Genomic DNA, 23,260 nt, shown 5'->3' on the forward strand with positions numbered 1-23,260 from the left:
CCGGCTGCCTCCCCCCCACACATCGAATACGGATAGCAAGATGATCAAGCAAGCCACCGGCCTTGGTGCCGATACCCACGCCATTATTCTGGCTGCCGGACTGGGCAGCAGACTCAAGGAAAACACCAAGGCCCTGCCCAAATGCCTGGTACCGGTTTCCGGCCGCCCGATCCTGGAACGCATGCTGGAACAGCTGAGCGCGCTGGATGTATGCCGGGTCACCATCGTGGTCGGCTACCTGGACCATGCGATCCGGCAGTTCGTCGCCGGCTGGTCCATGCTGCAGCTGCGGCCACTGCAAGTGGATTTCGTGTTCAACGAACGCTATGCGCAAACCGGTTCCGTGTTTTCGCTGGAAATGGCGCTGCATGCCGCCGACACGGAGCGCGACCGCCAGCATCTGCTGCTGATCGAAGGCGATGTGGTGATCGACCGCGGCCTGCTGTGGCGGCTGCTGGAACAGGGCTGCCGCGGCGGCCAGGCGGCGACGCTGCTGGCGCCGTATGAACCCGCGTTGAGCGGCACTTTCGCCTGCGTCGGCCAGGGCATTGTCACGGCCTGGCTGCACGAAAGCGTGCGCGCCCCCGGCTTCGGGCTGGCCGGCAGCTACAAGACGGTCAACCTGACCTTCGTGCGGCGCGGGCTGCCGCGTGCCCGCCTGCTGCAGCAGGTCAGTGGCGTGATCGGGCGCGCGGGCGTCACGGCGCCGCTGGAATACGCGATGCAGAACCTGGTGGGGGAAGGCATGCAGATCGATGCGGTCAGCACCGACGGTTTGCCGTGGTTCGAGGTGGACACGCCGGAAGACCTGGACATCGCAAACCTGCTGTTCCCGCCGCTGGCGGCGGTGGCCTAACCGGACCGGGACTGACTGATGTTGGATTTATTGAATGCCGCGCTGATCGAGCCCATACGCTGGGCTTTGCTGTCGGTGCTGGAGTTGGCGTATGCGATGAGCGGCAGTTACGGCGTCGCGCTGTTGATCCTGAGCGTTTCGTTCAACCTGCTGCTGGTTCCCGCCTATCACTGGGCGGAATGGCTGCAGGGCCGGGAGCGCGCGGTACAGCAGCGCATGCGGCCCAAGATCGCGGAATTTACCGCCGTGTTCCAGGGCCTGGAACGGCACATGATGCTGCGCCAGCTGTACCGGCTGCACCGCTACCATCCGGTGTACGCGCTGCGTGCGCTGGCGCCGCTGGCAATCCAGGTGCCGTTCTTCATTGCCGCTTTCGGCCTGCTGTCGCACTATGTGCCGTTGCAGGGCGCCAGCTGGCTGTTCCTGCCGGACCTGGCGCGGCCGGACCGCCTGCTGGGCGGGGCCAACCTGCTGCCGCTGCTGATGACGGCGCTCAACCTGTATGCCTTGCAGATCTATGCACGCCAGTTGTCGCGCTCCGACTGGCTGCAGGGTGTGGCGGTGGCGCTGGTGTTCCTGGCGCTGCTGTACGACTCGCCCAGCGGCCTGGTGCTGTACTGGACCTTCAACAACCTGCTGTCGGTGTTCAAGAGCGCCTGGTACGCGCGCCGGATGCCGGCTGCGCCGCCGGCGCCGTCGCACCCGCGCGCACTGCTGGCGCAGTTGCGCGCCAGCTGGCGCCGCGGCCGCACGCAGCGCCTGCTCGACAGCTTGGGCGGCACGCTGGCGTCCAGCTACAGCCTGGCCTGCGCCAGCCTGTTCGTCCTGCTGGCCGTGGCCTTGCCGATCGGCTTTACCAGCCTGGAAGACAATGTCGACGGCCTGGCCGGCTACAGCGCCTTCTTCATCATGGGCAGCCTGGCGGCGGCGCTGCTGTTCGGGCTTGCCTGTGTGCTGTGGTACCGCCTGGCCGGCCCGGCGCTGCGCGCCTGGAGCACGTATGCGATGTTCTGCAGCATGCTGCTGGCGCTGGCGTTTGCCTTCGTCCAGCAGCCTGACGCCGGCATGATGGACAACTTTACCTTCTTCACGCCGCAAGCGCTGGCGCCGACCCTCGGCAAGGCCGCGCTGGACATCTTCCTGCTGGCGGCGATCGCAACCCTGGCGTTATGGGTGGCGCTGCGCCGGCCGGCTGTGATGCGCCACAGCATGGCGGTCATGCTGCTGGCCGGCGTGGCGAGCAGCGCCCTCAGCCTGATGTCGCTGGACATGCGCATCCGCAAGAACATGGCCGCCGCCTTGCCCGAGGGCGCCAAGCTGTTCCAGTATTCCAGGACGCAGCCGAACGTGCTGCTGGTGTTTCTCGATGGCGCCATGAGCGGCTACCTGCCGGCCATCCTGGAGGACGAGCCGCAACTGGCGCAGCAGTTGCGCGGCTTCAAGTGGTATCCGAATACCATCTCCTCCGGCAACCGCACCATCAACGGCCTGCCGTCGGTGTTCGGCGGCGAGGATTACACGGTGGGCGGCATCAATGCCCGCGCCGCTGGCACGCTGCAGGAAAAGGTCAGCGATGCGTACCGGCTTTACGTCGACAACTTCCACGCCAAGGGCTACGCGGTGCAGTATGCCGACCCGTTCTGGTTTGGACTGGTGCGTTCCGGCGACTGCGAATTGTTCAATGCCCAGTATGCCGGCGCCGGCAAGGGCCGCTGCATCCATTCCATCGGGCGCGGCGTCGAGGCGCGCAAGCGGGCCGTCACGGCGCAGCGCAAGCCGGAGTTCTTCTTCGGCCTGGCGCAGCAGTACCTGGCGCTGACCGCGTTCCGCGTGGCGCCGCACTCGCTGAAGAATGCGGTGTATGACAACGGCAAGTGGCTGTCGCTGTCCTTCGCCTGGAAAAAGCGCATGGACAAGTACCTCAATAATTACTTCAGCCTGGCCGCGCTGCCGTCCTTGTCGAGCGTTGATGCCGAGCGGCCGACCTTCAACTTCATCACCAACGAAACGCCGCGCGCCACCTTCCTGCTGGACCAGGACTGCCTGCCGAGCGGTGTGCAGGGCAGTGCCGCGCGCCGCGCCGCGCCGCGCTTTGCCGACCAGGAAACGCAGAAGATCTTTGAAACCCACCGCTGCGTGTTGCGCGGCGTTGGCCAGTTCATGGACTGGATGCGGGCGCAGGGCATTCTTGACAATAGCTACGTGGTGTTTGCCTCGGACCATGGCTGGGTTTCCGACAACCCGCTGATGGACGGCATCGAGGGCCAGCAAACGTTCTCGATGTACCAAGCGTTCCTGATGGTGAAGGATTTCAACAGCAAGGGTGAACTGGAGCGCGATGAACGCTATATCGCCAACTTCAAGGTGGCCGGCCTGATCTGCGACACGATCGGCGGCTGCCTGGACAAGGCGAGCGGCAAGCTGATCCGCTACAGCCCGCTGGCGGGACCGGTCACGCTGTACGAGACGCCGTGGCAACCGGCCGGGCAAACCGTGAACCAATATGTGATCGATGCCGTGCACCAGAACAATGGCCCGGTACATCTGCAGGCCAGCTGGAACATGGTGCCGGAGCAGCGGCTGGCGTCGGCGCCGCCGCCCCAGGCGGCCAGGCTGGCGCTGACTGTCAAGGAAAAACAATGAACAATACTTACTGGATTTTTGTCGTCATGGTGATTTTTACGGTGTCCAGCCCGGGCCCCGGTGTGCTGATGACGCTCGACAATGCCATCGCCGGCGGCTGGCGCGCCGCCATGCATGGCGTGTTCGGGCTGGCGATCGGTGCCGCGGTGATGGCGGGACTGTCGTCGGCCGGCATCGGGCTGCTGATCCGTTCCTCGCCGACCCTGTTCATGCTGTTGAAATACAGCGGTGTCAGCTACCTGTTCTACCTGGCATACAAGACCTGGCATCGCGCGCCCACGCCGCTCGGCGCCAGCGCGGCGGCGCCGGCGGATAGCCAGCGCAGCCGCCTGGTGCGCGGCGCCTTGCTTCAGACCAGCAATCCGAAATCGCTGCTGTTCTTCCTGTCCGTGCTGCCGCAGGTGGCCGGCGCCGCCGGCTCGGCGCAGCAGCAGATGCCGCTGGTCCTGGCCATCGCCACCTACTGCCTGGTGCTGATCGTGATCCACGCCCTGTACGCGGGGCTGGCGGCGCGCGCCAGGAACTGGCTCAGCCAGGCGCGCACCGCGCGCGCCTTGTCGCGCCTCAGTGCGCTGGTGTTTTTTGCGTTCGGCGTCACCATGCTGACGCTGAAGCTCTGATCGGGACCTGCCATGTTCAATTTCACCAATCAAACCGCGTCGGCCTTGCTGTACCTGGACCCGGGCACCGGCAGCCTGCTGTTCTCAGTCATCGTCGGCATCGTCAGCACCGCATATTTCGTGGTCAAGGACTTGCTGTACCGCGCCAGGACGCGCGCCGGCCTGCTGTTGTCGCCGGCCTCGCGCGCCGCGTTGCGGGCGGCGCGCGAGGCCGAGCATGCCGTGGTGTTTTACAGCGAAGGCAAGCAGTACCAGGGGACTTTCCTGCCGCTGCTGCAGCAGATGGCGCGGCGCGGCCTGCCATGCCTGTACCTGAGCAGCGACGCGGCCGATCCGCTGCTGGCGCTGGGCCTGCAGGGCGAGCATGGCCTGCTGCAGACGGAATGCATTGGCAGCGGCCCGATGGCATGGGCCCGGCTGCGCACCTTGCGCGCCCGCCTGGTCTGCATGACGACGCCGGGACTGGATGTCTTGCAGATCCGCCGTTCGCGGCAGGTGCAGCACTACATGCATATCGTGCATTCGCCGACCGACAAGTCGTTCAACCGTCCCTACTCGTTCGACTTCTTCGATTCGGTGCTGCTGAACGGGCCGCACCAGGAGCGCGTGATGCGCGAACTGGAGTCGCTGCGCGGCCGCAAACGCAAGGACTTGTTCCACATCGGCTGCATCTATTATGACGGCCTGGCGGCCCGTTACGCGGTGGCGCAGGCGCGTGCCAGTGCGGCGGCGGCCTGCGCCCGGTACCGGCCGTTGCGCGTGCTGCTGGCACCGACGTGGGGCAAGAATGGCCTGCTGGCCCGTTTTGGCAGCCGCCTGATCCGCGAACTGGCGCAGGGCGGAACCCAGGTGACCGTGCGGCCACACCCGCAAAGCGCGCGCTCCGAGCCGGAGCTGCTGCAACAGCTGCGGCAGGACAGCGCATCCCTGCATAACTGCCGCTGGGACCTGAGCGACGATGCGGTGGACGCGATGGCCGTCTCGGACATCCTGGTGTCCGATATCTCCGGCATTGTGTTTGACTTTGCGTTCCTGACCGGGCGTCCGGTGCTGACGCTGGATTTCGAGGTCGACAAGCGCGGCTTCGAAGCGATGGACCTGCCGTTCGAACCATGGGAGATCGGCAGCCTGGAATTGCTGGGGCGGCGCATCGGCATGGATGACCTGCCCTCGTTGCAGGACATCATCGCACAGGAAATCGGCAGCCAGGGGCGGGCCGAGCAGATACGGCGCCTGCGCAGCGAGTATGTATGCAACTTCGGGCATGCGAGCGGACCCGCGGTTGAACTGATCGCCAAGCTGGCGGACCTGCAGCCGCAGCCGGACACCCTGATCGGGGACCTTCCGGCGGCAGGAGCGCCGGCTTAGGCGTCTTCACTATATGGTCACAGCAACAGGCATGGCGCGCCGGCTCATGCCGGGAGCCGTTTTACTGCTGGCGCTTCCATGGTCCCTGGCATGGCTGGCGGCGCGCCTGGTGCTGCCTCTGGAACGCTGGTCGGCGCGCCCGGCAGCGCCGCTTGCGGCGCAGGCGCTGCCGCAACTGGTGCTGGTGGGGCCGCTGCTGGAGACGCTGCAGCTGATGCTTGCCGCAGCGCTGGTGGGGCGCCTGCTGTCGCCATGCCGCCCAGTTGGCGGCCAGGGCGTGCTGCATTGCACCGGCATCGTGGCTGTCGCGTTCATCGCCAGCCACGTGGCACTGCGGGGCATGGGCGCGCTCGCCTCGCTTCCGATGGCGTTGATGCTGTCGGCCGGCGCCGTGTGCGCGGTGCGCCAGGGCAGGGCGGTCTTGCAGGCAAAGTGTGGGGTGATCCTGTTCGCAGCCCATGCCTGGTACAACGCAGCGCTGCTGGCACTCGGGGACGCCTGAATCCCGGCCGGCGCGGGTCGGACGATCAGTACGGGGCGGCGTAACCGAGGCCGGTGACGATGTCGGTTTCGATGCCTTCCATCTCGGCGGCTTCCTCGTCGTCCTCGTGGTCGTAGCCCTGGGCGTGCAGCACGCCGTGCACGATCAGGTGGGCGGTATGTTCTTCCACGGTTTTCTTCTGCTCGGCCGCCTCGCGCTGCAGCACGTCGGTGCACAGGATGATGTCGGCGCGGGTCGGTTCATCTTCGGCCACCTCCTCGCCTTCGTTGTAGGCGAAGGTCAGCACATTGGTGGCGTAGTCCTTGCCGCGGTAGTCGCGGTTCAGTTCCTGGCCTTCTTCCGCATCGACGAAGCGGATGGTCAGTTCGGCCGGCGCGAACAAGGCCGCCTTGACCCATTTGCGGATCATCGGGCGGGTGATTTCTTGCTGCAGGCGCGGGTCGGCGTATTGGACGGACAGGGCCAGCTTATTTTTTTCGGGCATTGCGCACAGCTTTCACGGCAGGTTTCACGGTTTGCAGCAGGGGCGCCAGTTCGGCGCTGGCTTCCTGCGCGTTTTCATAGGCGTCGACAATGCGCGCCACCAGAGGATGGCGCACCACGTCGGCGCTGGAGAACTGGCTGAAGGCGATGCCGCGCACATTGCGCAGCACGTGCATGGCGTCGACCAGGCCGGACTTCTGGTGCTTGGCCAGGTCGATCTGGGTCACGTCGCCCGTCACCACGGCCTTGCTGCCAAAACCGATACGGGTCAGGAACATTTTCATCTGTTCGACGGTGGTGTTCTGCGCCTCGTCCAGGATGACAAAGGCGTGGTTCAGCGTGCGGCCGCGCATATAGGCCAGCGGCGCGATTTCGATCACCTGTTTCTCGAACATCTTCTGGGTGCGGTCGAAACCGAGCAGGTCGTACAGCGCGTCGTACAGCGGGCGCAGGTACGGGTCGACTTTCTGCGCCAGGTCGCCCGGCAGGAAGCCCAGGCGCTCGCCCGCCTCCACCGCAGGGCGGGTCAGGATGATGCGCTTGACGGCGTCGCGCTCCAGCGCATCGACGGCGCAGGCCACGGCCAGGTAAGTCTTGCCGGTGCCGGCCGGACCGACGCCGAAGCTGATGTCGTGGTCGAGGATGTTGCGCAAGTAGCGGATCTGGTGCGGCGTGCGGCCGCGCAGGTCGTTGCGGCGCGTCTTCAGCACCGGGCTGGTGATGTCTGGCTCGTAGAAAGGCGGTTCTTCGCCTGTCGGCGCGAAATCGTCCGGTGCCTCGCTGGCGCGCTGTTCCACCAGCGCGAGCTGCACCTCCTCTACCGGCACCACCTTGTCGGCCACTTCATAGAAGCGCTGCAGGATGGCGACAGCGCGTTCGGCGTTGCTGCCGCTGACGATGAATTTCTCGCCGCGGCGGAAGATGGTCACGTCCAGTGCCGCCGAAATCTGGCGCAGGTTTTCATCGAGCGGGCCGCACAAATGAGCCAGACGCGTGTTGTCCAGTGGTTCTGGAACGAAGTAGTGCGGTTGCACCGGGGTTTTTGTTTTCAAAGTATCGCTTCTCCGCGCAGGGAGTAATCAAGGCTTTCGGTGATGCGCACGTTGACCATCTGGCCAACCAGGGCTTGCGCGTTGGCGCCGCCGTCGAAGTGGACGGTGCGGGTATTGCTGGCGCGGCCTTGCATTTCATTGCCGCCGCGCTTGGAGGAACCTTCCACCAGCACCTGCATGGTCATGCCAACCATGGCAGCGCTGTGGCGCTTGGTGTTTTCATCGAACAGGGCTTGCAGGCGCTGCAGGCGGGCCGACTTGACTTCGGCCGGAGTGTCGTCGGCCAGGCTGGCGGCCGGGGTGCCGGGGCGCTTGCTGAAGATGAAGCTGAAGCTGTTGTCGAAGTCGACGTCCTGCACCAGCTTGACCATCGCTTCGAAATCCTGATCGGTCTCGCCGGGGAAGCCAACGATGAAGTCGGACGAAATCACCACGTTCGGACGCACCGCGCGCACCTTGCGGATGATGGATTTGTATTCCAGCGCTGTGTAGCCGCGCTTCATGGCGCCCAGGATCTTGTCCGAGCCATGCTGCGCCGGCAGGTAGAGCTGGTCAGCCAGTTGCGGGATCTTCGCGTAGCAGTCGACCAGGCGCTGCGTGAATTCCTTTGGATGGCTGGTGACGAAGCGGATGCGTTCAATGCCCGGGATTTCGGCCACGTATTCGATCAGCATGGCGAAATCGGCGAGGCTGCCGTCGGCAGTTTCGCCGCGGAAGGCATTCACGTTCTGGCCGAGCAGCATGACTTCCTTCACGCCCTGCGCCGCCAGGCCGGCCACTTCGGTCAGCACGTCTTCAAAGCGGCGCGACACTTCCTCGCCGCGGGTGTAGGGCACCACGCAATAGGAGCAGTACTTGGAGCAGCCTTCCATGATCGAAACATAGGCGAACGCTCCTTCCACGCGTGCCGGCGGCAGGTGGTCGAACTTCTCGATCTCGGGGAAGCTGATGTCGATCTGCGGCTTGCCGGACTGGCGGCGCAGTTCGATCATCCTGGGCAGGCGGTGCAGGGTTTGCGGGCCAAACACCAGGTCCACCAGCGGCGCGCGCTTGACGATGGCTTCGCCCTCCTGCGAGGCGACGCAGCCGCCCACGCCGATCACCAGTTCAGGCTTGGCTTGCTTGAGTTTCTTGAAGGTGCCCAGGTCCGAAAACACCTTTTCCTGCGCCTTTTCGCGCACCGAGCAGGTGTTCAGGAGGATCACGTCGGCGTCTTCCGGGGATTCGGTGCGTACCAGTCCTTCGGACGCGCCGAGCAGGTCGGCCATCTTGTCCGAGTCGTACTCGTTCATCTGGCAGCCGAAGGTTTTAATGAATACTTTTTTCTGCATACCCACAAGTTTACCGTAAATCGCCACTTGGTCCTTGAAATCAGGCCTGGCGGGGCCTAGAGTTAAAAAAGCAATTTTCTGCGGAGCTAAGTCATGGCTATCAATGGAATAGGACCGACCACCCAGAATTTTCAGGTCAACAATGCCGCTGCCGAGCGCCGCCTGGCGGAACAGCGCCAGTTGCAGCAGGAAGAGCAGCGCATCCGTGAACAGCAGGCCGCGCGGAGCGAGCAAATCAGTACTCGCCGCGAGGAAACCCGTGCCCTCGAGCAATCGCAGTCAGTTGCGCTGCAAGACTTCCTGACCCGGCAGGACTTGTTGGCCCAGAATGCCCAGGCCAACCGCCCCACCCCTGGCACCCCGGCTCCAGGCAGCATTATTTCCGTTACAGCTTGAAATATCCGCGTAAAACAATTTCCGTGTGGTTCTTTCGTGCGACACAGGAATAGTGACTGTGTTGAAATGGCATTGTTGTCAAGATTTTCGGCAAATCATTGCCAAGTCTTGATGTTGAACAAGGTTCGCTTCGCAGAGCAGCATGAGAATTTAGCAAGACTGCAAGGCCCTTTCCTCAACACTCACTGTCAAGAGAGGATTACCATGGCACACCACGCTCTCGCTTCGCAGGAAAGCTACAACCCGAATCACCTGCTCGACATCCTGCTCGGCAAAATGCAATTGAAGAACGACGCGGCGCTCTCGCGCATGCTGGAAGTCGCACCACCCGTAATCAGTAAAATCCGTCACCACCGTTTGCCGGTCGGCGCTTCACTGCTGATCCGCATGCATGAAGTGACAGGCATGAGCATCCGCGAATTGCGTGACTTGATGGGCGACCGCCGCACCAAGTACCGCCTGTCGGATGCGCAAGGCCGGCCGAAACCGGAAGACAAGCCAGTCGGCGCGTCGACCCAGGGCGGCATGCCGCAGGCCAGCGCGCACTAAGCGCGGCGGCGTTTCAAGCCATCAGCACCAAGGCAATTTCTTCATATTGCAGTTCCGTTTCGCGGAACAGGTGCAGGAAAGTGTCTTCGCTCAGGTTGAGCGCTTTCCAGGCAATCGGGGAAACGGGCGGCACCAGGTCGTCCGGTTTCCGCACCAGGTCCAGCGCGTGCACCAACGCGTCGGCCACGTGCACGATGGCAGCCAGGAAGCCGGCTCCCGGCGTTCCTGGTTCATGATGTCCGGCAATCGCCAGCCGCATCGTATCCGAAAAATTCCAGTGTTCCGCCAACGCCAGTCCGGCTTCGACATGGTCGATGCCGAGCACGGCGCGTTCCGCTTCCAGCGTAAAGCAGTCAGTCTCCTTCTGGTAGGCGATCACTTCCGCATACAAGTCGGGGAAGGTCGATACCAGCACCAGGCGGCCGATATCGTGCAGCAGGCCTGCCGTGAAAGCGTAATCCTGGTTGAAGCGCACGTGGCGCGCCAGCACCTTGGCGCAAGCCGCGGTGGCGATCGAGTGGCGCCAGAACATATGGTGCTCGAAGCCGGGGCAGGTCTTGCCGGCGAAGCAGCCGGTAACGGCCGCGGCCGTAATCAGGTTGCGCGTGCTCTGGAAACCGAGGAAGGTGATCGCTTGCTGGATCGTGGTCACCTTGACCTGCAGCCCAAACAGCGAAGAGTTGGCAAGGCGCAGCGTCTTGGCGGTCAGGGCCTGGTCATGCGACACCTTCTTGGCCAGCACCGCGATATCGATTTCTTCCTGGTCCACGCTGTTGAGCAACTCCATCACCACGGCAGGCAGCGACGGCAGGTCGTCCAGGTTTTTCACCACATCGTCGTAACTGAGCTGTTCGCTCATGCTCCCTCCTTGCCGACGCGGAATTCGGTGACCAGGGTGCGCAGCACATTGGCTGCCCAATCCTCAGCATTGGCCGGGTCGTGGCGGCGGAACAATACGCCGATGCGCGCCAGCTGGGCTTCGCGCTCGGCGGCGCTCTGCGCCGGGTCGGGCGGGCTGTCGTCCACCACGGCCAGCGACTCGATGCCGTGGTCCAGCAAGCGCTCCAGCATGCGCTCGGTCAGCACGGCGCCTGCCGGCAGCAGGACCTGGCCATGGGTGTCCAGCAGTTCGTCTGAAAGCACCATGCCAGGCTCGACTTTAGCGAGGGGCAGGTGGCGGTATGTGCCCGTCATTTTGTTCTCCATTGTATGCAAAGCAAATCTTACCTCAGTGATGGAAAGCCATCATCCTTAAAATCTTGCCAAGCAACACTCCATCCCTTACATTGGTGGGAATTCGGGGAGGGAGTGAATGTTTGGTATCCAAGGCCGGCTGACCGCACTGTTCGTGGTGATCGTCACCGTTGTGCTGGGCATTTCCGGTACTTACGCGCAGTACAGCCTGGGCCATGAACTGGAAGTGGCCAACCAGCGCCTGCGCGAAGGGGTGCTGACCCGTTTGCAGACCAGCCTGCCATCTGCCCTGTGGGACCTCGACAAGGCCAAGGTCGACAATATCGTGGCAGCCGAGATGCTGCCGCCGGAACTGGTCGCGATCCGCGTCTATGACACCTCGGTCGGCCTGTTCTCCGGCAAGCGCCGCAAGGACGACGGCAGCATCGCCCCGATCGAATCGGAAACCACCGTGCCGGGAGCGCCGGTGGTGGCCGACCTGGCATACCGCGATGCCGGCGCCGCCGGCAGTGCCTTGAAGCCGGTGATCGTGGGCCGCGTGGTGGTCAATTTCAGCCGCGCCCAGATCGATGCCACGCTGGCCGCCGAAGTGCGGCGCAAGGTGGTGGAAGTACTGACACTGGACCTGATCCTGGTGGTGGCGCTGGCGCTCTCGCTGCGCATCGTGTTCGATCCGTTGAAGAAGCTGCGCGACGGCTTGTTCGAGCTGGCGACGCGCGGTTCCGATGAAGTGGAGGAGCTGCCGGAAAAACGCAGCGATGAATTGGGCGATGTGATCCGCGGTTTCAACGCCATCCAGCGCAAGGTGAAATCGATCATCAAGCGCACCCGCGAAGCGGAGGACCTGGCACGCCGCTCGGCGCAGGAAACGGCGCAGGCGCTGGACGACCTGCGGCGCACCCAGGAATCGCTGCTGCAGGCCGAACGCCTGGCGTCGCTGGGCTCGCTGGTGGCCGGGGTGGCGCATGAAATCAATACGCCGGTCGGCATCGCGCTGACCAGCGCCTCGGTGCTGATGGATGCCACCACCGCCGTCGACCAGTCGATGAAGGCCGGCCAGGTGAGGAAATCGGAAATCCAGAAGTACATCGACACGGCCGGCGAAAGCGCGCGCCTGATCATGAACAATGCCTACCGCGCGGCGCACCTGATCCACAGCTTCAAGCAGATCGCGGTCGACCAGGTCAGCGAAGCGCGCCGCCGCTTCGAGCTGAAAGAATATATCGGCGAAGTGGTGTCCAGCCTGCAGCCCAAGCTGAAGAAGACCCGCATCGTGGTCGCAATCAACTGCCCCGACGACATCGTGCTGGACAGCTACCCCGGCGCGCTGGCCCAGGTCATCACCAACCTTACGCTGAACTGCGTCGAACACGCCTTCGAGCCCGAGGGTGCAGGCAATATCGATATCAACGTGATCCCCGAAGGCGAGATCATTGAAATGCAGGTGGTCGACAACGGCAAGGGTATTGCCCCCGATATGCTGGACAAGGTGTTCGACCCCTTCGTCACCACCCGGCGCGGGCAGGGCGGCACCGGCCTTGGCCTGAACATTGTCTTCAACCTGATCGTCAAGCAGTTCGGCGGCACCATTTCGGTCTCGAGCACGCAGGGCAAAGGCGCCAGCTTCGTGTTGCGCATTCCGCGCGTGACGCCGGGCGAAGAGAACGAGGACAAGCATCCCGATGCCCCACTGCATGCTCCGTCCGTGAGCTGAGCGCCGCCGATGCGGCATCTGCCGCATACTGAAGCCATGCAGGGAGGAATGTTATGGATAAGCAGCGCCTGATAGCCTTGCTGCGCGGTATTAATGTCGGACGCGCAAAACGCATTGCGATGGCCGACTTGCGCAAGGTACTCAGCGATATGGGTTATAGCGACGTGCGCACGCTGCTCAACAGCGGCAACGTCGTGTTCGATTGCAGCAGCACGGATGCCGCCGACAGCGCACTGCGCATCGAGGAAGCGCTGGTGTTGAAACTCGGCGTGCCGGCCAAAGTTACCGTGATCGAGGCAGCCCAGCTGGCCGAGATCGTCAAGGAAAACAGCCTGCAGAATGTGTCGAACGATCATTCGCGCCTGGTGGTGGCTGTGCTCAACAAACCTGATGAAGACCGCGGGAAGCTGGAACCGCTGGCGCGCCAAAGCTGGCAGCCGGAAGCGTTTGCGCTGGGCCGGCATGCCGCCTACATCTGGTGCCCGGACGGGGTGCTGAGCAGCCGCGCTGCCGCCGCGATGGGCAAGGCGCTGGGCGACGCGGTTACCTCGCGCAACTGGAACACCATCAGCAAATTGCACGCGATGGCAAATAATTAGTTGTCGGCTGGCGCACTGAGCGTCTAAAATCGCTTATCGATGATTTTGTCAGACGCACAATGAAGATTAGCGATTCAATAAGAGGTGCCGTGATCCTCGGTGCCGTGGTCCTGGCCCTGGTAATCGGCGGCTTTGCTGTGGCCGACAATGGCTGGCAGAAGGTCAGTTGCATTGGCCGCGCCATTGTCGGTGGTGTCGCATTCAGCAATATCCACAGCGTTTGCGGCTTATGACTGGCGCGCCCGGCGCTCGGTCACCGATTCATATCCCACTCCCCAGCTATCGGTCTCCACTTCGTCGATGATGACGAAGGTGGTGGCCGGGTCCTTGTCCAGCACCTCCTGCAGCATGCGGGTGGTGCGGACGATCAGTTCCTTCTTCTGTTCCTTGGTCGGGCCGCCTTGTTCGCGGGTGACTTTGATGTTCACGTAGGGCATGTCGTACTCCTTTGACTACCAGTTGCCGGCTGCGGCGCCGTCGTCGACGGTCAGCACATGGCCGGAGATGAAGGTCGAATCGGTCAGGTAGAGCACCGCGTCGGCGATGTCTTCGGCCGTGCCCATCTTGTGGGTCGGCACCAAGCCTTTCAGGAATTCCTGGGTGCCGGCATCCTGGCTATGCAGCGGGGTGCTGATGATGCCCGGCGCCACCGCATTCACCTTGATGTTCTTGCTTGCCACCTCCAGCGCCAGGGCACGGGTCGCCATGTTCAGGCCGCCCTTGATCAGCACCGGCAGCAGGGCCGTCGCCTTGGCGGGCGTCACGCCCAGGCTGGCGGTGATGTTGACGATATGGCCGCCGCCGTTGGCCTCCATATGGCGCACTGCTTCCTGCGCCGGGAACAGGAAGCCCTTCAGGTTGGTCGCCACCAGGGCGTCGGTTTCCGCTTCGGTGTAGTCGACGGTCGGCTTGGCAATGAAGATGCCGGCGTTATTCACCAGGATGTCGACCTTGCCGAACCGTGCGGCGGCCTGCTCGAACAGATCCTTGGCGGTGGCAGGGGAGGCGATATCGCCGGCCACCGCCAGGAAGTTGGCCGGGTTGCCCAGTTGCGCAGCCGCGGTTTGCAGGCGGTCCATGGTGCGGGCGTTGCCGACCACGTTGTAGCCGCGCGCCAGGTAGGCCTTGGCGATGGCAAAACCGAGGCCGCTGGAAGCGCCGGTGATGATTGCTGTCTTAGTCATTTGAAACTCCTTGAGTTGGGTTACGGTGAGTCCACTATACTTATGACGTTGGGGTAGATAAATATGACTTTCGGCAATTGACTTGATACACGGGGTAATGAATGCAGCGCCATTTCGAGGATATGCAATTGGGTAGCATCGAGCTGTTCGTGCTGGCGGGGGAACAGGGCAGTTTCACCGCCGCAGCGGCGGTGGCTGGCGTGACGCCGGCGGCGGTCAGCCGTTCGATCTCGCGGCTGGAGGAGCGCCTCGGGGTGCGCCTGTTCGTGCGCACCACGCGTCAGATCCGCATGACCGATGGCGGCAGGGTGTACTTCGAGCAGTGCAGGCAAGCGCTGTCGCAGCTGGTGGAAGCCGAACGCGAAGTGACAGGCCAGCAGGCCGCGCCATCCGGCAAGCTGCGTATCAGCGTGCCGACGCCATATGCGCATTACCGTTTGCTGGAACGCATAGCGGGATTCCGCCTGCAGTTTCCGGAGGTGCAGGTGGAAGTTCACATCAGCAACCGCAATATCGATTTCGCGGAGGAGGGTTATGACCTGGCGGTGCGCGGGCGCGCGCCGCAGGATTCGACCCTGATCGCGCGCAAACTGGAGGATGCCGCGCTGGTGCTGGTCGCAGCGCCTGCTTACCTGAAGCGGCGCGGCAAGCCGAAATCACTGGAGGAGCTGGCCCAGCATGACTGCATCCAGTTTGCGCTGCCCAGCACAGGGCGGCTGATCCCCTGGCAGTTCATGCGCGACGGCGCGGAGCTTGAACTGGCGGGCAGCGATGCGATCGTGTGTGCGGAAGACTTTCTCGGTATGGGCACGCTGGCCCTGCATGGCGGCGGTATCGCGCAGACCTATCGCTTTGCGGTGGAGCGCGAATTGGCTAGCGGGGCGCTGGTCGAACTGCTGCCGCAGCACGGCGGCTGCGCGCGTCCCTTCTACCTGATCTACCCGCATGCGCGCCATTTGTCGCTGCGGGTGCGCAGCTTTGTCGACTTCCTGCTGCGCTAGCCTTCCTGCTGGCGCTGGCGGAAGGCCGCGACCTTGTTGCGGTTGCCGCAGAGCGCCATGCTGCACCAGCGGCGGCGGTGCGACTTGGTACGGTCCAGGAACCACAGCGTGCAGGCGTGGTCCTCGCATTTGCGCACCAGTTTGAAGTCGACGGTGGCCAGCAAGTGTGCCGCCGCCTCCGCCAACGGCGCCATTAGCTGTTGCGGCGTGCGGGCAGCGTAACGGGCCTGCATCGACAATCCGCCCCCACTTTCTTCCACCAGCACCATATGGCGCTCGGCGTGGGCCAGCGCCGCGTTCAGCGCGCCGACGTCAACGCGCTTGCCGGCTTTGCGCGCTGCCACGGCGGCGCGGATTGTCTCGCGCAAGGCGCGTGCCGCCGCCAGCAGCTCGCCCGGCATGCCGGGGGCACCTTGCTGCGCCGCGATCTGCCCGGCCGCCGCCAGCCATGCCATGACGCCGGCATCGTCATGCCAGGTTTCCTCACCCTGCACGACGGTATTCATCAAATCCAGCGCGGGATGGTCGCCATAAAACTCGATCATTTTCCTATCCTCCTGATTTTCATTGTAACCATCAAAATAATGCTTGACAAGTTACGCAGTCGGAGTAATCTGGTAACCATTAAAACTAACTTTAAGAGGTTAATTATGAACCGTACCATCCAGGCCGACGGCGTCAACATCTTCTACCGCGAAGCAGGCGCCCCGGATGCGCCGGTTATCCTCCTGATGCACGGTTTCCCCACCAGTTCCCACATGTTCCGCAACCTGATCCCGTTGCTGGCGACCAAATACCGCGTCATCGCCCCCGACCTGCCAGGCTTCGGCTTCACCGAGGTGCCAGCGGAACGCAACTACGAATACACCTTCGACAACCTGGCCCGCACCATGGAAGCCTTCCTGCAGGCCATCAGGCTGGATCAGTTCGCGCTGTACGTGTTCGACTACGGCGCTCCGGTGGGGCTGCGGCTGGCAGCCGCCAAACCGGAACGCATTACCGCCCTGATTTCCCAGAACGGCAATGCCTACCTGGAAGGCTTGAGCGATGGCTGGAGTCCAATGCGCAAACACTGGGCTGACCCGAACGAAGAAAACACCAACGTGATGCGCGGCTTCCTGACGCCGGAGGCGACCAAATGGCAATACACCCACGGTGTCGCCGATCCGGCCAGCGTGGCGCCCGAGTCCTACACCCTCGATGCGGCCCTGATGGCGCGCCCTGGCAATATCGACATCCAGCTCGAACTGTTCTACGACTATCGCAAAAACCTCGAGCTGTACCCGGTGTTCCAGGAGTTCTTCCGCCAGGCTCAGGTGCCGACGCTGGCGATCTGGGGCAAAAACGACCCGTTCTTCACTCCACCGGGCGCCGAAGCCTATCGCCGCGATAACCCGAAGGCCATCGTGCAATTGCTCGACACCGGCCATTTCGCGCTGGAGACCCACGCCGAGGTGATCGGCAAAGCCATCCATGCCCTGTTAGACTAGACGCTTTCGAGGAAAGCCTGACCACGCATCGATGAAGCCATACACCATCGCACTGCTGCTGGCCGGCCTGGCTTTGGCCGGCTGCAGCAGCAAACAAACCGTTACCTACACGGCACCCACCACCGCCTCCAACCCGCAAGTGCTCTTGCTCGGCGAGGTGCACGACAACAAGGAAGGCCACAAGCTGCGCTTCGACGACTTGCGCCAGCGGGTGGAGGCGGGTTGGCGTCCCGTCATCGCGATGGAGCAGTTCGACCGCGAATCGCAAGGCTTGCTGGACGAAGCGCAGAAGGGCTGCCTCGACGCTTCCTGCCTGATCAACGTCATGAGCAAGAAAGGGTGGGACTGGCAGCTTTACCACCCGATCATCCAGCTCGCGCTGAGCAACCACCTGCCGCTGGTGGCCGTCAACCTGTCGCGCAGCGATGCGTCGAAAGTGGTGCGTGACGGCGTCGCCTCCAGTTTCGATGCCGCCACCGTTGCCGCCTACAAGCTGAAAGACCCCCTGCCTTCGGACCTGCGCCGCGGCCAGGAAAAGGCGATCCAGGAAGGCCATTGCAATATGGCGCCGGACATGCTGTTGCCCGGCATGGTCAACGCCCAGGTGGCGCGCGATATCTGGATGGCCAAGCTGATCCGCCAGCAGCAGCCGCGCGACGTGGTCCTCATCGCCGGCAACGGCCATGTGCGCAAGGACATCGGCGTGCCGCGTTGGCTGAATGCGATTGAACCCAAGCTGAATCTCCGCACTGTCGGCTTTATCGAGCCTGATGGACTGCAGGGCAGCTATGACGAAATCCGCAAGGTTGCTGCGCAAAAGCGCACAGACCCGTGCGCCAAATTCAAGTAAACTTTCGGCCCTGCCGACCCCAATAAATCAAGGAGCAAAGCATGCAGATCGCAGGTGAAATGTTGATCGGAAAAGCCGCCGTCAAAGGCAGCGCAGGCCAGATGAAGGCTACCGACCCGGCCCGCAATATCGAAATCGAGCCAGCATTTGGCATGGCTACGCCGGCCGACCTGCAGCGCGCCTGTGAGCTGGCGGTGCAAGCATTCGACTCCTACCGCGAAACCACGCTGGAAAAGCGTGCCCAATTCCTGGAGCAGGTCGCGCAGAACATCCTCGACATCGGCCCGCAACTGATCGAGCGCGCCATGCAGGAATCCGGCCTGCCGCAGGCCCGCCTGGAAGGTGAACGTGGCCGCACCGTCAACCAGCTGCGCCTGTTTGCCAAGGTTGTGCGCGATGGCCTGTTCCTGGGCGCGACGCTGGACTCCGCCTTGCCGGAACGTGTGCCGCCACGCTCGGACCTGCGCATGCGCAAGATCGGCGTCGGCCCGGTCGCCGTATTCGGCGCTTCCAACTTCCCGCTGGCGTTCTCGGTGGCCGGCGGCGATACCGCATCGGCACTGGCCGCCGGTTGCCCGGTGGTCGTCAAGGCGCATCCTGCGCATTTAGGCACTTCCGAACTGGTGGGCAAGGCGATCCAGAAAGCCGTGGCCGACTGCGGCCTGCATGAAGGCGTGTTCTCGCTGGTGATCGGCGACGTGCAGGTCGGCGGCGACCTGGTGGCGCACCCGGCCATCAAGGCAGTCGGTTTCACCGGCTCGCGCGGCGGCGGCCTGGCACTGGTGCGTATCGCCCAGGCCCGCAAGGAGCCGATCCCGGTGTACGCCGAAATGGCATCGATCAATCCAGTGTTCCTGCTGCCGGGCGCGCTGAAAGCCGGCGCTGCGCGCATCGCACAAGGCTTTGCCGATTCGCTGACCATGGGCTCCGGCCAGTTCTGCACCAACCCGGGCCTGCTGATCGGCCTGGAAGGCCCCGAACTGGACGAATTTTCCGCTGCGGCAGCGGCTGCGGTGCAAGCCAAGCCATCGACCACCATGCTGACCCCAGGCATCCACAAGTCATACCAAGCCGGCGTTGGCAAACTGTCCTCGCTGGACAAGGTGGAACTGCTGGCACAAGGCGGCGCGGGCAGCACCGCCTGCGCGGCGCAACCGCACCTGTACAGCACCGACGTCGACACTTTCCTGTCCACGCCGGCGCTGGAAGACGAGAACTTCGGCCCTAGTTCAGTGCTGGTGCGCTGCCGCGACGCCGCTGACCTGCGCCGCATCGCGGAACATGTGGAAGGCCAGTTGACCTCCACCGTACACGCCACCGCCGACGACCGCGAGATCGCCGCAGGCCTGCTGCCAACGCTGGAGCGCAAGGCAGGCCGCATCTTGTTCAACGGCTTCCCGACCGGCGTCGAAGTAGCGCACGCCATGGTGCATGGCGGCCCGTTCCCGTCGACTTCCGATCCACGCAGCACCTCGGTCGGCGCGACCGCCATCGACCGCTTCCTGCGCCCGGTGTGCTACCAGGATGCGCCGGAATGGGCGCTGCCGTCGACCCTGGCCAGCAGCAATCCGCAAAACGTGCCGCGCGTGGTTGATGGCAAGATCCAGCCGGGCGCATAAGCCCGCTGGATCATGTTAAGGTGGGCCGCATGATGGAAACTGTGTACAAGACTGAGCAGCCCACCCGGGCTGACATTGATGCGCTCACCGGACCTGCGGTGCTGGAATTCGGCACCAACTGGTGCGGCTATTGCCGCGGCGCCCAGTCCGCAATCGCCGAGGCATACCGCGAGTACGCCAACATCCCTCATTTCAAGGTGGAAGACGGTCCGGGCCGAGTGCTGGGTCGTGCCTTCCGCGTCAAACTATGGCCGACCGTGATCTTCCTGAAAGATGGCAAGGAAGTGGCGCGCGTCGTCCGGCCTGAAGACGCTGACGAGCTGCGAGAAGGCTTTGGCCGGATCGCTGGCGCCTGAAACGCTGCCATCTACGGACTGCGGCGCAGTCCAGGAAGCTCCCACCCGACCGTGGTACTTGTTCAAGTGTTGTACTTGACACGGCACCTGGAATTACATAATTATTAACGAGTTGGCCATGTAATTCCCGAGCGTCATATGGGCAGCTTGTCCGGTGCCCCAATTTTGCAATTTGATCCTAGCGCCATCTCATCCTTTCCCCTGTCGGGAGGATGTCCTGCGGCGGTAATTGACTTTCAGATTCTATGGGGCGCTGAGTGTATCCAAAAATTCTCAAATCAATAGCCTTGCGATCACCTGTTTTTGGCCCGATAGTGATCGAGCGTGATCGACTAAGGCAAGAAGTTGCGCAATTTTCTGTGGAGCGAGGCAGGTCAGTTCCCGAACTGTCCGGGGTAATGAATCCCGGATATTGTCACTGTTGCAGACAGCAAACTGTATTTGAAATCAAGGGATCTTGGTTGCGGGATCAGTATTTGTGCTCCAACTGTTTCTCTATTCCTCGGCAACGCCATATCCAGCATGTGCTCGATACCTATTTCCAGGGGTGGGAAGAAAAGAACGTGCACGAGTCCTCGCCATCGAACGAACTGATTTCACGGTACTGCGCGTCTTATTCGTCCTCGCAATACTTCGAGGGGGTCGCCGAAGGGACGTTTTTTAACGGGGTGCGGTGTGAAAACCTGGAATCGCTTACGTTCCCGGATCATACGTTCGATATCTTCATTACCCAGGATGTCTTTGAGCACATATTCGATCCAGCTCGCGCGGCCAGCGAGATAACCCGAGTCCTTAAACCTGGTGGAGTGCATGTATTTACTGCCCCCAAGCACAAGGGTCTCCGCAAGAGCTATCCGCGAGCACGGTTGCAAGGCAATCAAATCGAATATCTGCTGGAGGAAAGCTACCACGGCAACCCGGTTGGCGACGGGAAGGCGCTGGTGACGTGGGACTATGGAGATGACTTTGAAGAGCTAATGAACTCCTGGTCGGGCTCCACGACGACTACTTACATCATCAGGGACAGAAGCCTGGGAATAGATGGTGAATATCTTGAAGTTTTCGTTACCAGGAAAAAGGGCGACATGGAGTGACGGCAACGAAACGCCGGCGTCGAGCTTCCTGACGACGCGGGCGAGCTGCGCGACGCCTGCGGCCAGGTCGCCGGCATCTGAACCGGCAGCGGCGCGGCAATTCCCCTGAGTTTATTGGCTGCTTGACATTGACCCCAAAATCGACTTAACTATTAACGAATTAGTTAATTGTTAAATCATGGAGCTCGATAAGGTGTTCGAGGCGCCCGCGTCGAAACCGCGCCGCCAACTCCTTGCTTACCTGTACGGGTCGCAGGCAATGGCCGTGGCAAAAAAGGGAGGCCAGCATGAGAAAAATTCGTAACGTCATCAGGAATCATCGCGTCGCAAGCGCGGACTTGGCGGAGGTTTGCGCCGGCCAGGTTCGTTATTCGCCAGCGAAGTCGCTCTGGCTGGCAGCGATGTGGGGCGGTGCGGTATATGGCGCGCTTGCGTATCCACAGTGGCCGGCTATGGCGCTGTTCGCCGCCGCCACGGCTTTTGTGCTGCTGTTCGGGCATTCGCTGGGAAGCCATCGCAAACTGATTCATAACAGCTTTGCGTGCCCCAAATGGCTGGAGTACCTGCTGGTCTGGATCGGCGTGCAAGTGGGCCTGGCCGGACCGATTGGCTTGCTGCGCCAGCACGAGTTGCGCGATTACGCCCAGCGCCGGTCCGATTGCCACCCGTATTTGCGGCATGGCGCGGGATTCTGGCGCGACGCCTGGTGGCAGTTACATTGCGACCTGTTGCTGGACAACCCGCCAGCGATCCACATTGAGCAGCGTATTGCCGGAGACGCGTTCTACCGGTTTCTGGAACGGACATGGATGCTGCAGCAATTGCCGCTGGCAGTGCTGTTCTATTTATGGGGGGGATGGGCCTTTGTGTACTGGGGCGTATGCGCCCGCATCGTCGCCGGGGTGACTGGCCATTGGCTGATCGGCTATTTCGCCCATAACCACGGTGACATGTCATATGAGGTGGACGGCGCCGCAGTTCAGGGCCGTAACATCCGCTGGACTTCCCTGCTGACCATGGGCGAGAGCTGGCATAACAATCACCACGCCTTCCCGCATTCGGCGAGGCTAGGGCTGGCGGACGGGGAATGGGATCCTGGCTGGTGGGTCTTGCGGACACTGGAGCACTTTGGACTGGTTAGGGATTTGCGGTTGCCGGACCGGATTGAAAACAAGAATGGCCTGGACCGTTGCCGGTTCAGGCCATTCCTGGTCAGCCTTTGGTGGTGATACTTTCCTAGTTCAATACCCAGCGATATTCCATTTGCTGCCAACCCTTGATCGGCTTGCCGTCCTCGGACTTGGGCCGGAACCAGCATTTGGCAATGCCCGCACCGGCGGCGGTATCCAATACGGGATAACCGCTGGAGCGAACAATCTCATATGCGGAAATTTCCCCGTTGACTTCGACCATGAATCGCAGGGTTACTGAGCCTTGCTGGTTGTTGATCAAGGCTTCACGAGGCCAAGCCGGAGGTTCGCATGGCGGGCGGTTGGTAATAGGGGAGGCAAATGCGCCAGCCTTCCAATGATGGCTGAGCCGAAACCACGTTTTAACCGCCAGTCCATCTTTCTTTGCGGGGACAAATCGGCACTTGCGAACTGCTTCGGCGCTTGCCTTGTCGAGATCGCGGAATCCGCTGGTCTCGTGCAGCGTGACATCGGCGGCGGAACCATCTGCATCGACCAGGACCAGCAAAGACACTACTCCTTCCTCGCGATTCAATACTGATGATTTTCGCCATTCGCTCGGGCAGTATTCCGCAACTGCGATCGGTGCTTCGGAGACCTCGATCCCATTGATTTGCTCGCTGGCTTGCGAGTGCATAGGCAAAATGCAGGCCACGGAAAACGTGGCGAGCGAAACGATCTTCTTCATGATCTGGAGGGCGAAACAAAAAAGCCTGAACCGTTTCCGGATCAGGCTCTCTTGATTAATCTTGGTGGTGATAGGTGGACTTGAACCACCGACCCTAGCATTATGAATGCTATGCTCTAACCAACTGAGCTATATCACCGGAGCCCCGCATTATGCGGGGTTTTCCCTGCGCTGTCAACCACTGGCGATTTCGCAGGCGGCTAAACGCCCGCTGCGGTTTGGCATGTTCGCATGCGCTAATTCTTGCACTCGCAAGATGATTCCCTAACGAAACGTGACAAATGCCCTGCTTTGCCCGGCTATTGATGGGTTTTTGCGCCCATCGAAAAGAGGACATCGCCCTCATGCGTCTACGCAATAACAACTGATAAATTGATATTGATTGGAGATGGGAAAGTTTGGTGCCTCACAGTCACTGATTGTGGATTCAAAGTACCAATGTTTTCTAATAATTAACTATTCACCGGCGCGCCGGCGTAAC

At 62.3% G+C, this 23,260-nt stretch carries 26 protein-coding genes and 1 tRNA gene; 16 read left to right on the plus strand and 11 right to left on the minus strand.

Translation table 11 applies throughout. The annotated features are described in order from the left end of the window. The first annotated feature begins 40 nt into the window (after positions 1 to 40). From ACQ4MM_RS16145 to ACQ4MM_RS16165, 5 genes are read left to right on the plus strand one after another with little or no spacing between them, the layout of a single operon-like run. Positions 41 to 856: an NTP transferase domain-containing protein gene (locus ACQ4MM_RS16145; RefSeq protein WP_431478297.1), complete on the plus strand. Its 816-nt coding sequence runs from the start codon at positions 41 to 43 to the stop codon at positions 854 to 856. A gap of 18 nt (positions 857 to 874) precedes the next feature. Then, on the plus strand, positions 875 to 3,499 hold the full coding sequence (locus ACQ4MM_RS16150; RefSeq protein ID WP_431478298.1) for a YidC/Oxa1 family membrane protein insertase: 2,625 nt from the start codon (positions 875 to 877) through the stop codon (positions 3,497 to 3,499). After that, positions 3,496 to 4,119, plus strand: a complete 624-nt coding sequence (locus ACQ4MM_RS16155; protein ID WP_431478299.1) for a LysE family translocator — start codon at positions 3,496 to 3,498, stop codon at positions 4,117 to 4,119. The genes ACQ4MM_RS16150 and ACQ4MM_RS16155 overlap by 4 nt, the downstream gene beginning before the upstream one ends. Positions 4,120 to 4,131: 12 nt before the next feature. After that, positions 4,132 to 5,487 (plus strand): CDP-glycerol glycerophosphotransferase family protein, encoded by a 1,356-nt coding sequence (locus ACQ4MM_RS16160; RefSeq protein ID WP_431478300.1) that lies wholly within the window; start codon positions 4,132 to 4,134, stop codon positions 5,485 to 5,487. A 31-nt stretch (positions 5,488 to 5,518) separates the two neighbouring features. Next, positions 5,519 to 5,989 carry a hypothetical protein gene (locus tag ACQ4MM_RS16165; RefSeq protein ID WP_431478301.1) on the plus strand — a complete coding sequence of 157 codons (471 nt, stop codon included), beginning with the start codon at positions 5,519 to 5,521 and terminating at the stop codon, positions 5,987 to 5,989. A gap of 25 nt (positions 5,990 to 6,014) precedes the next feature. Here ACQ4MM_RS16165 and ybeY read toward each other — a convergent pair whose 3' ends face one another. Genes ybeY through miaB form a run of 3 tightly spaced genes read right to left on the minus strand, consistent with a single transcriptional unit; the run spans position 6,015 to position 8,855 of the window. After that, positions 6,015 to 6,473, minus strand: a complete 459-nt coding sequence (ybeY, locus tag ACQ4MM_RS16170) for an rRNA maturation RNase YbeY (protein WP_431478302.1) — start codon at positions 6,471 to 6,473, stop codon at positions 6,015 to 6,017. Then, a complete protein-coding gene (locus ACQ4MM_RS16175) occupies positions 6,457 to 7,524 on the minus strand; it encodes a PhoH family protein (RefSeq protein ID WP_431478303.1) in 1,068 nt (355 codons plus the stop codon). The genes ybeY and ACQ4MM_RS16175 overlap by 17 nt, the downstream gene beginning before the upstream one ends. Further along, positions 7,521 to 8,855, minus strand: a complete 1,335-nt coding sequence (miaB, locus tag ACQ4MM_RS16180; protein ID WP_431478304.1) for a tRNA (N6-isopentenyl adenosine(37)-C2)-methylthiotransferase MiaB — start codon at positions 8,853 to 8,855, stop codon at positions 7,521 to 7,523. Before miaB ends, ACQ4MM_RS16175 begins: the two co-directional genes overlap by 4 nt. 93 nt (positions 8,856 to 8,948) lie before the next feature. Between miaB and ACQ4MM_RS16185 the strand changes: the two genes are divergently transcribed. Next, a complete protein-coding gene (locus ACQ4MM_RS16185; RefSeq protein ID WP_431478305.1) occupies positions 8,949 to 9,251 on the plus strand; it encodes a hypothetical protein in 303 nt (100 codons plus the stop codon). 204 nt (positions 9,252 to 9,455) lie between these two features. Further along, positions 9,456 to 9,800, plus strand: coding sequence for a hypothetical protein (locus ACQ4MM_RS16190; RefSeq protein ID WP_055929479.1), 345 nt, complete (start codon positions 9,456 to 9,458; stop codon positions 9,798 to 9,800). A gap of 13 nt (positions 9,801 to 9,813) precedes the next feature. Here ACQ4MM_RS16190 and ACQ4MM_RS16195 read toward each other — a convergent pair whose 3' ends face one another. Beyond that, positions 9,814 to 10,659: an HDOD domain-containing protein gene (locus tag ACQ4MM_RS16195; protein WP_431478306.1), complete on the minus strand. Its 846-nt coding sequence runs from the start codon at positions 10,657 to 10,659 to the stop codon at positions 9,814 to 9,816. Further along, complete coding sequence (locus ACQ4MM_RS16200; protein ID WP_431478307.1) at positions 10,656 to 10,994, minus strand: hypothetical protein; 339 nt, start codon at positions 10,992 to 10,994, stop codon at positions 10,656 to 10,658. The genes ACQ4MM_RS16195 and ACQ4MM_RS16200 overlap by 4 nt, the downstream gene beginning before the upstream one ends. A gap of 118 nt (positions 10,995 to 11,112) precedes the next feature. On the opposite strand from ACQ4MM_RS16200, the gene ACQ4MM_RS16205 reads away from it, so the two are divergent. After that, positions 11,113 to 12,708 (plus strand): sensor histidine kinase, encoded by a 1,596-nt coding sequence (locus ACQ4MM_RS16205; RefSeq protein ID WP_431478308.1) that lies wholly within the window; start codon positions 11,113 to 11,115, stop codon positions 12,706 to 12,708. Between the two features lie 53 nt (positions 12,709 to 12,761). Further along, entirely contained in the window at positions 12,762 to 13,307 is a 546-nt protein-coding gene (locus tag ACQ4MM_RS16210; protein WP_431478309.1) for a DUF1697 domain-containing protein, read from the plus strand. 74 nt (positions 13,308 to 13,381) lie between these two features. Here the strand turns inward: ACQ4MM_RS16210 and ACQ4MM_RS16215 are convergent, their stop codons facing one another. From ACQ4MM_RS16215 to ACQ4MM_RS16225, 3 genes are read right to left on the minus strand one after another with little or no spacing between them, the layout of a single operon-like run. Beyond that, positions 13,382 to 13,522 carry a hypothetical protein gene (locus tag ACQ4MM_RS16215; protein WP_431478310.1) on the minus strand — a complete coding sequence of 47 codons (141 nt, stop codon included), beginning with the start codon at positions 13,520 to 13,522 and terminating at the stop codon, positions 13,382 to 13,384. A gap of 12 nt (positions 13,523 to 13,534) precedes the next feature. Further along, the gene (locus tag ACQ4MM_RS16220; protein ID WP_431478311.1) at positions 13,535 to 13,744 is read right to left on the minus strand and encodes a tautomerase family protein; all 210 of its coding nucleotides are present in this window, start codon (positions 13,742 to 13,744) and stop codon (positions 13,535 to 13,537) included. A gap of 15 nt (positions 13,745 to 13,759) precedes the next feature. Then, on the minus strand, positions 13,760 to 14,491 hold the full coding sequence (locus ACQ4MM_RS16225; protein ID WP_431478312.1) for an SDR family NAD(P)-dependent oxidoreductase: 732 nt from the start codon (positions 14,489 to 14,491) through the stop codon (positions 13,760 to 13,762). Between the two features lie 101 nt (positions 14,492 to 14,592). Between ACQ4MM_RS16225 and ACQ4MM_RS16230 the strand changes: the two genes are divergently transcribed. Next, positions 14,593 to 15,492 carry a LysR substrate-binding domain-containing protein gene (locus ACQ4MM_RS16230; protein WP_431478313.1) on the plus strand — a complete coding sequence of 300 codons (900 nt, stop codon included), beginning with the start codon at positions 14,593 to 14,595 and terminating at the stop codon, positions 15,490 to 15,492. On the opposite strand, the gene ACQ4MM_RS16235 is transcribed toward ACQ4MM_RS16230, so the two are convergent. Next, complete coding sequence (locus ACQ4MM_RS16235) at positions 15,489 to 16,037, minus strand: CGNR zinc finger domain-containing protein (RefSeq protein ID WP_431478314.1); 549 nt, start codon at positions 16,035 to 16,037, stop codon at positions 15,489 to 15,491. The two genes, ACQ4MM_RS16230 and ACQ4MM_RS16235, sit on opposite strands and share 4 nt — an antisense overlap. A gap of 105 nt (positions 16,038 to 16,142) precedes the next feature. Here ACQ4MM_RS16235 and ACQ4MM_RS16240 point away from each other — a divergent pair, with 105 nt between their 5' ends. The 6 genes from ACQ4MM_RS16240 to ACQ4MM_RS16265 all read left to right on the plus strand — a co-directional run bounded on the left by ACQ4MM_RS16240 (position 16,143) and on the right by ACQ4MM_RS16265 (position 22,130). Next, entirely contained in the window at positions 16,143 to 16,982 is an 840-nt protein-coding gene (locus tag ACQ4MM_RS16240) for an alpha/beta fold hydrolase (protein ID WP_431478315.1), read from the plus strand. Positions 16,983 to 17,013: 31 nt separating this feature from the next. Continuing rightward, positions 17,014 to 17,832 carry a ChaN family lipoprotein gene (locus ACQ4MM_RS16245; RefSeq protein WP_431478316.1) on the plus strand — a complete coding sequence of 273 codons (819 nt, stop codon included), beginning with the start codon at positions 17,014 to 17,016 and terminating at the stop codon, positions 17,830 to 17,832. A 41-nt stretch (positions 17,833 to 17,873) separates the two neighbouring features. Continuing rightward, positions 17,874 to 19,451 (plus strand): aldehyde dehydrogenase (NADP(+)), encoded by a 1,578-nt coding sequence (locus ACQ4MM_RS16250; RefSeq protein WP_431478317.1) that lies wholly within the window; start codon positions 17,874 to 17,876, stop codon positions 19,449 to 19,451. 32 nt (positions 19,452 to 19,483) lie between these two features. After that, a complete protein-coding gene (locus ACQ4MM_RS16255; RefSeq protein WP_431478463.1) occupies positions 19,484 to 19,807 on the plus strand; it encodes a thioredoxin family protein in 324 nt (107 codons plus the stop codon). Between the two features lie 257 nt (positions 19,808 to 20,064). Beyond that, positions 20,065 to 20,901 (plus strand): class I SAM-dependent methyltransferase, encoded by an 837-nt coding sequence (locus ACQ4MM_RS16260; RefSeq protein WP_431478318.1) that lies wholly within the window; start codon positions 20,065 to 20,067, stop codon positions 20,899 to 20,901. Between the two features lie 287 nt (positions 20,902 to 21,188). Next, entirely contained in the window at positions 21,189 to 22,130 is a 942-nt protein-coding gene (locus ACQ4MM_RS16265; RefSeq protein ID WP_431478319.1) for an acyl-CoA desaturase, read from the plus strand. Positions 22,131 to 22,137: 7 nt separating this feature from the next. Here the strand turns inward: ACQ4MM_RS16265 and ACQ4MM_RS16270 are convergent, their stop codons facing one another. Both ACQ4MM_RS16270 and ACQ4MM_RS16275 read right to left on the minus strand, forming a co-directional pair. Then, entirely contained in the window at positions 22,138 to 22,779 is a 642-nt protein-coding gene (locus tag ACQ4MM_RS16270; protein WP_431478320.1) for an energy transducer TonB, read from the minus strand. A gap of 62 nt (positions 22,780 to 22,841) precedes the next feature. Continuing rightward, positions 22,842 to 22,918, minus strand: a tRNA-Met gene (locus ACQ4MM_RS16275). Positions 22,919 to 23,260: the final 342 nt, after the last annotated feature.

Origin of the sequence: Massilia eburnea (assembly GCF_050709955.1) — a bacterium.
Classification (GTDB): Bacteria; Pseudomonadota; Gammaproteobacteria; order Burkholderiales; family Burkholderiaceae_D; genus Rugamonas; species Rugamonas eburnea_A.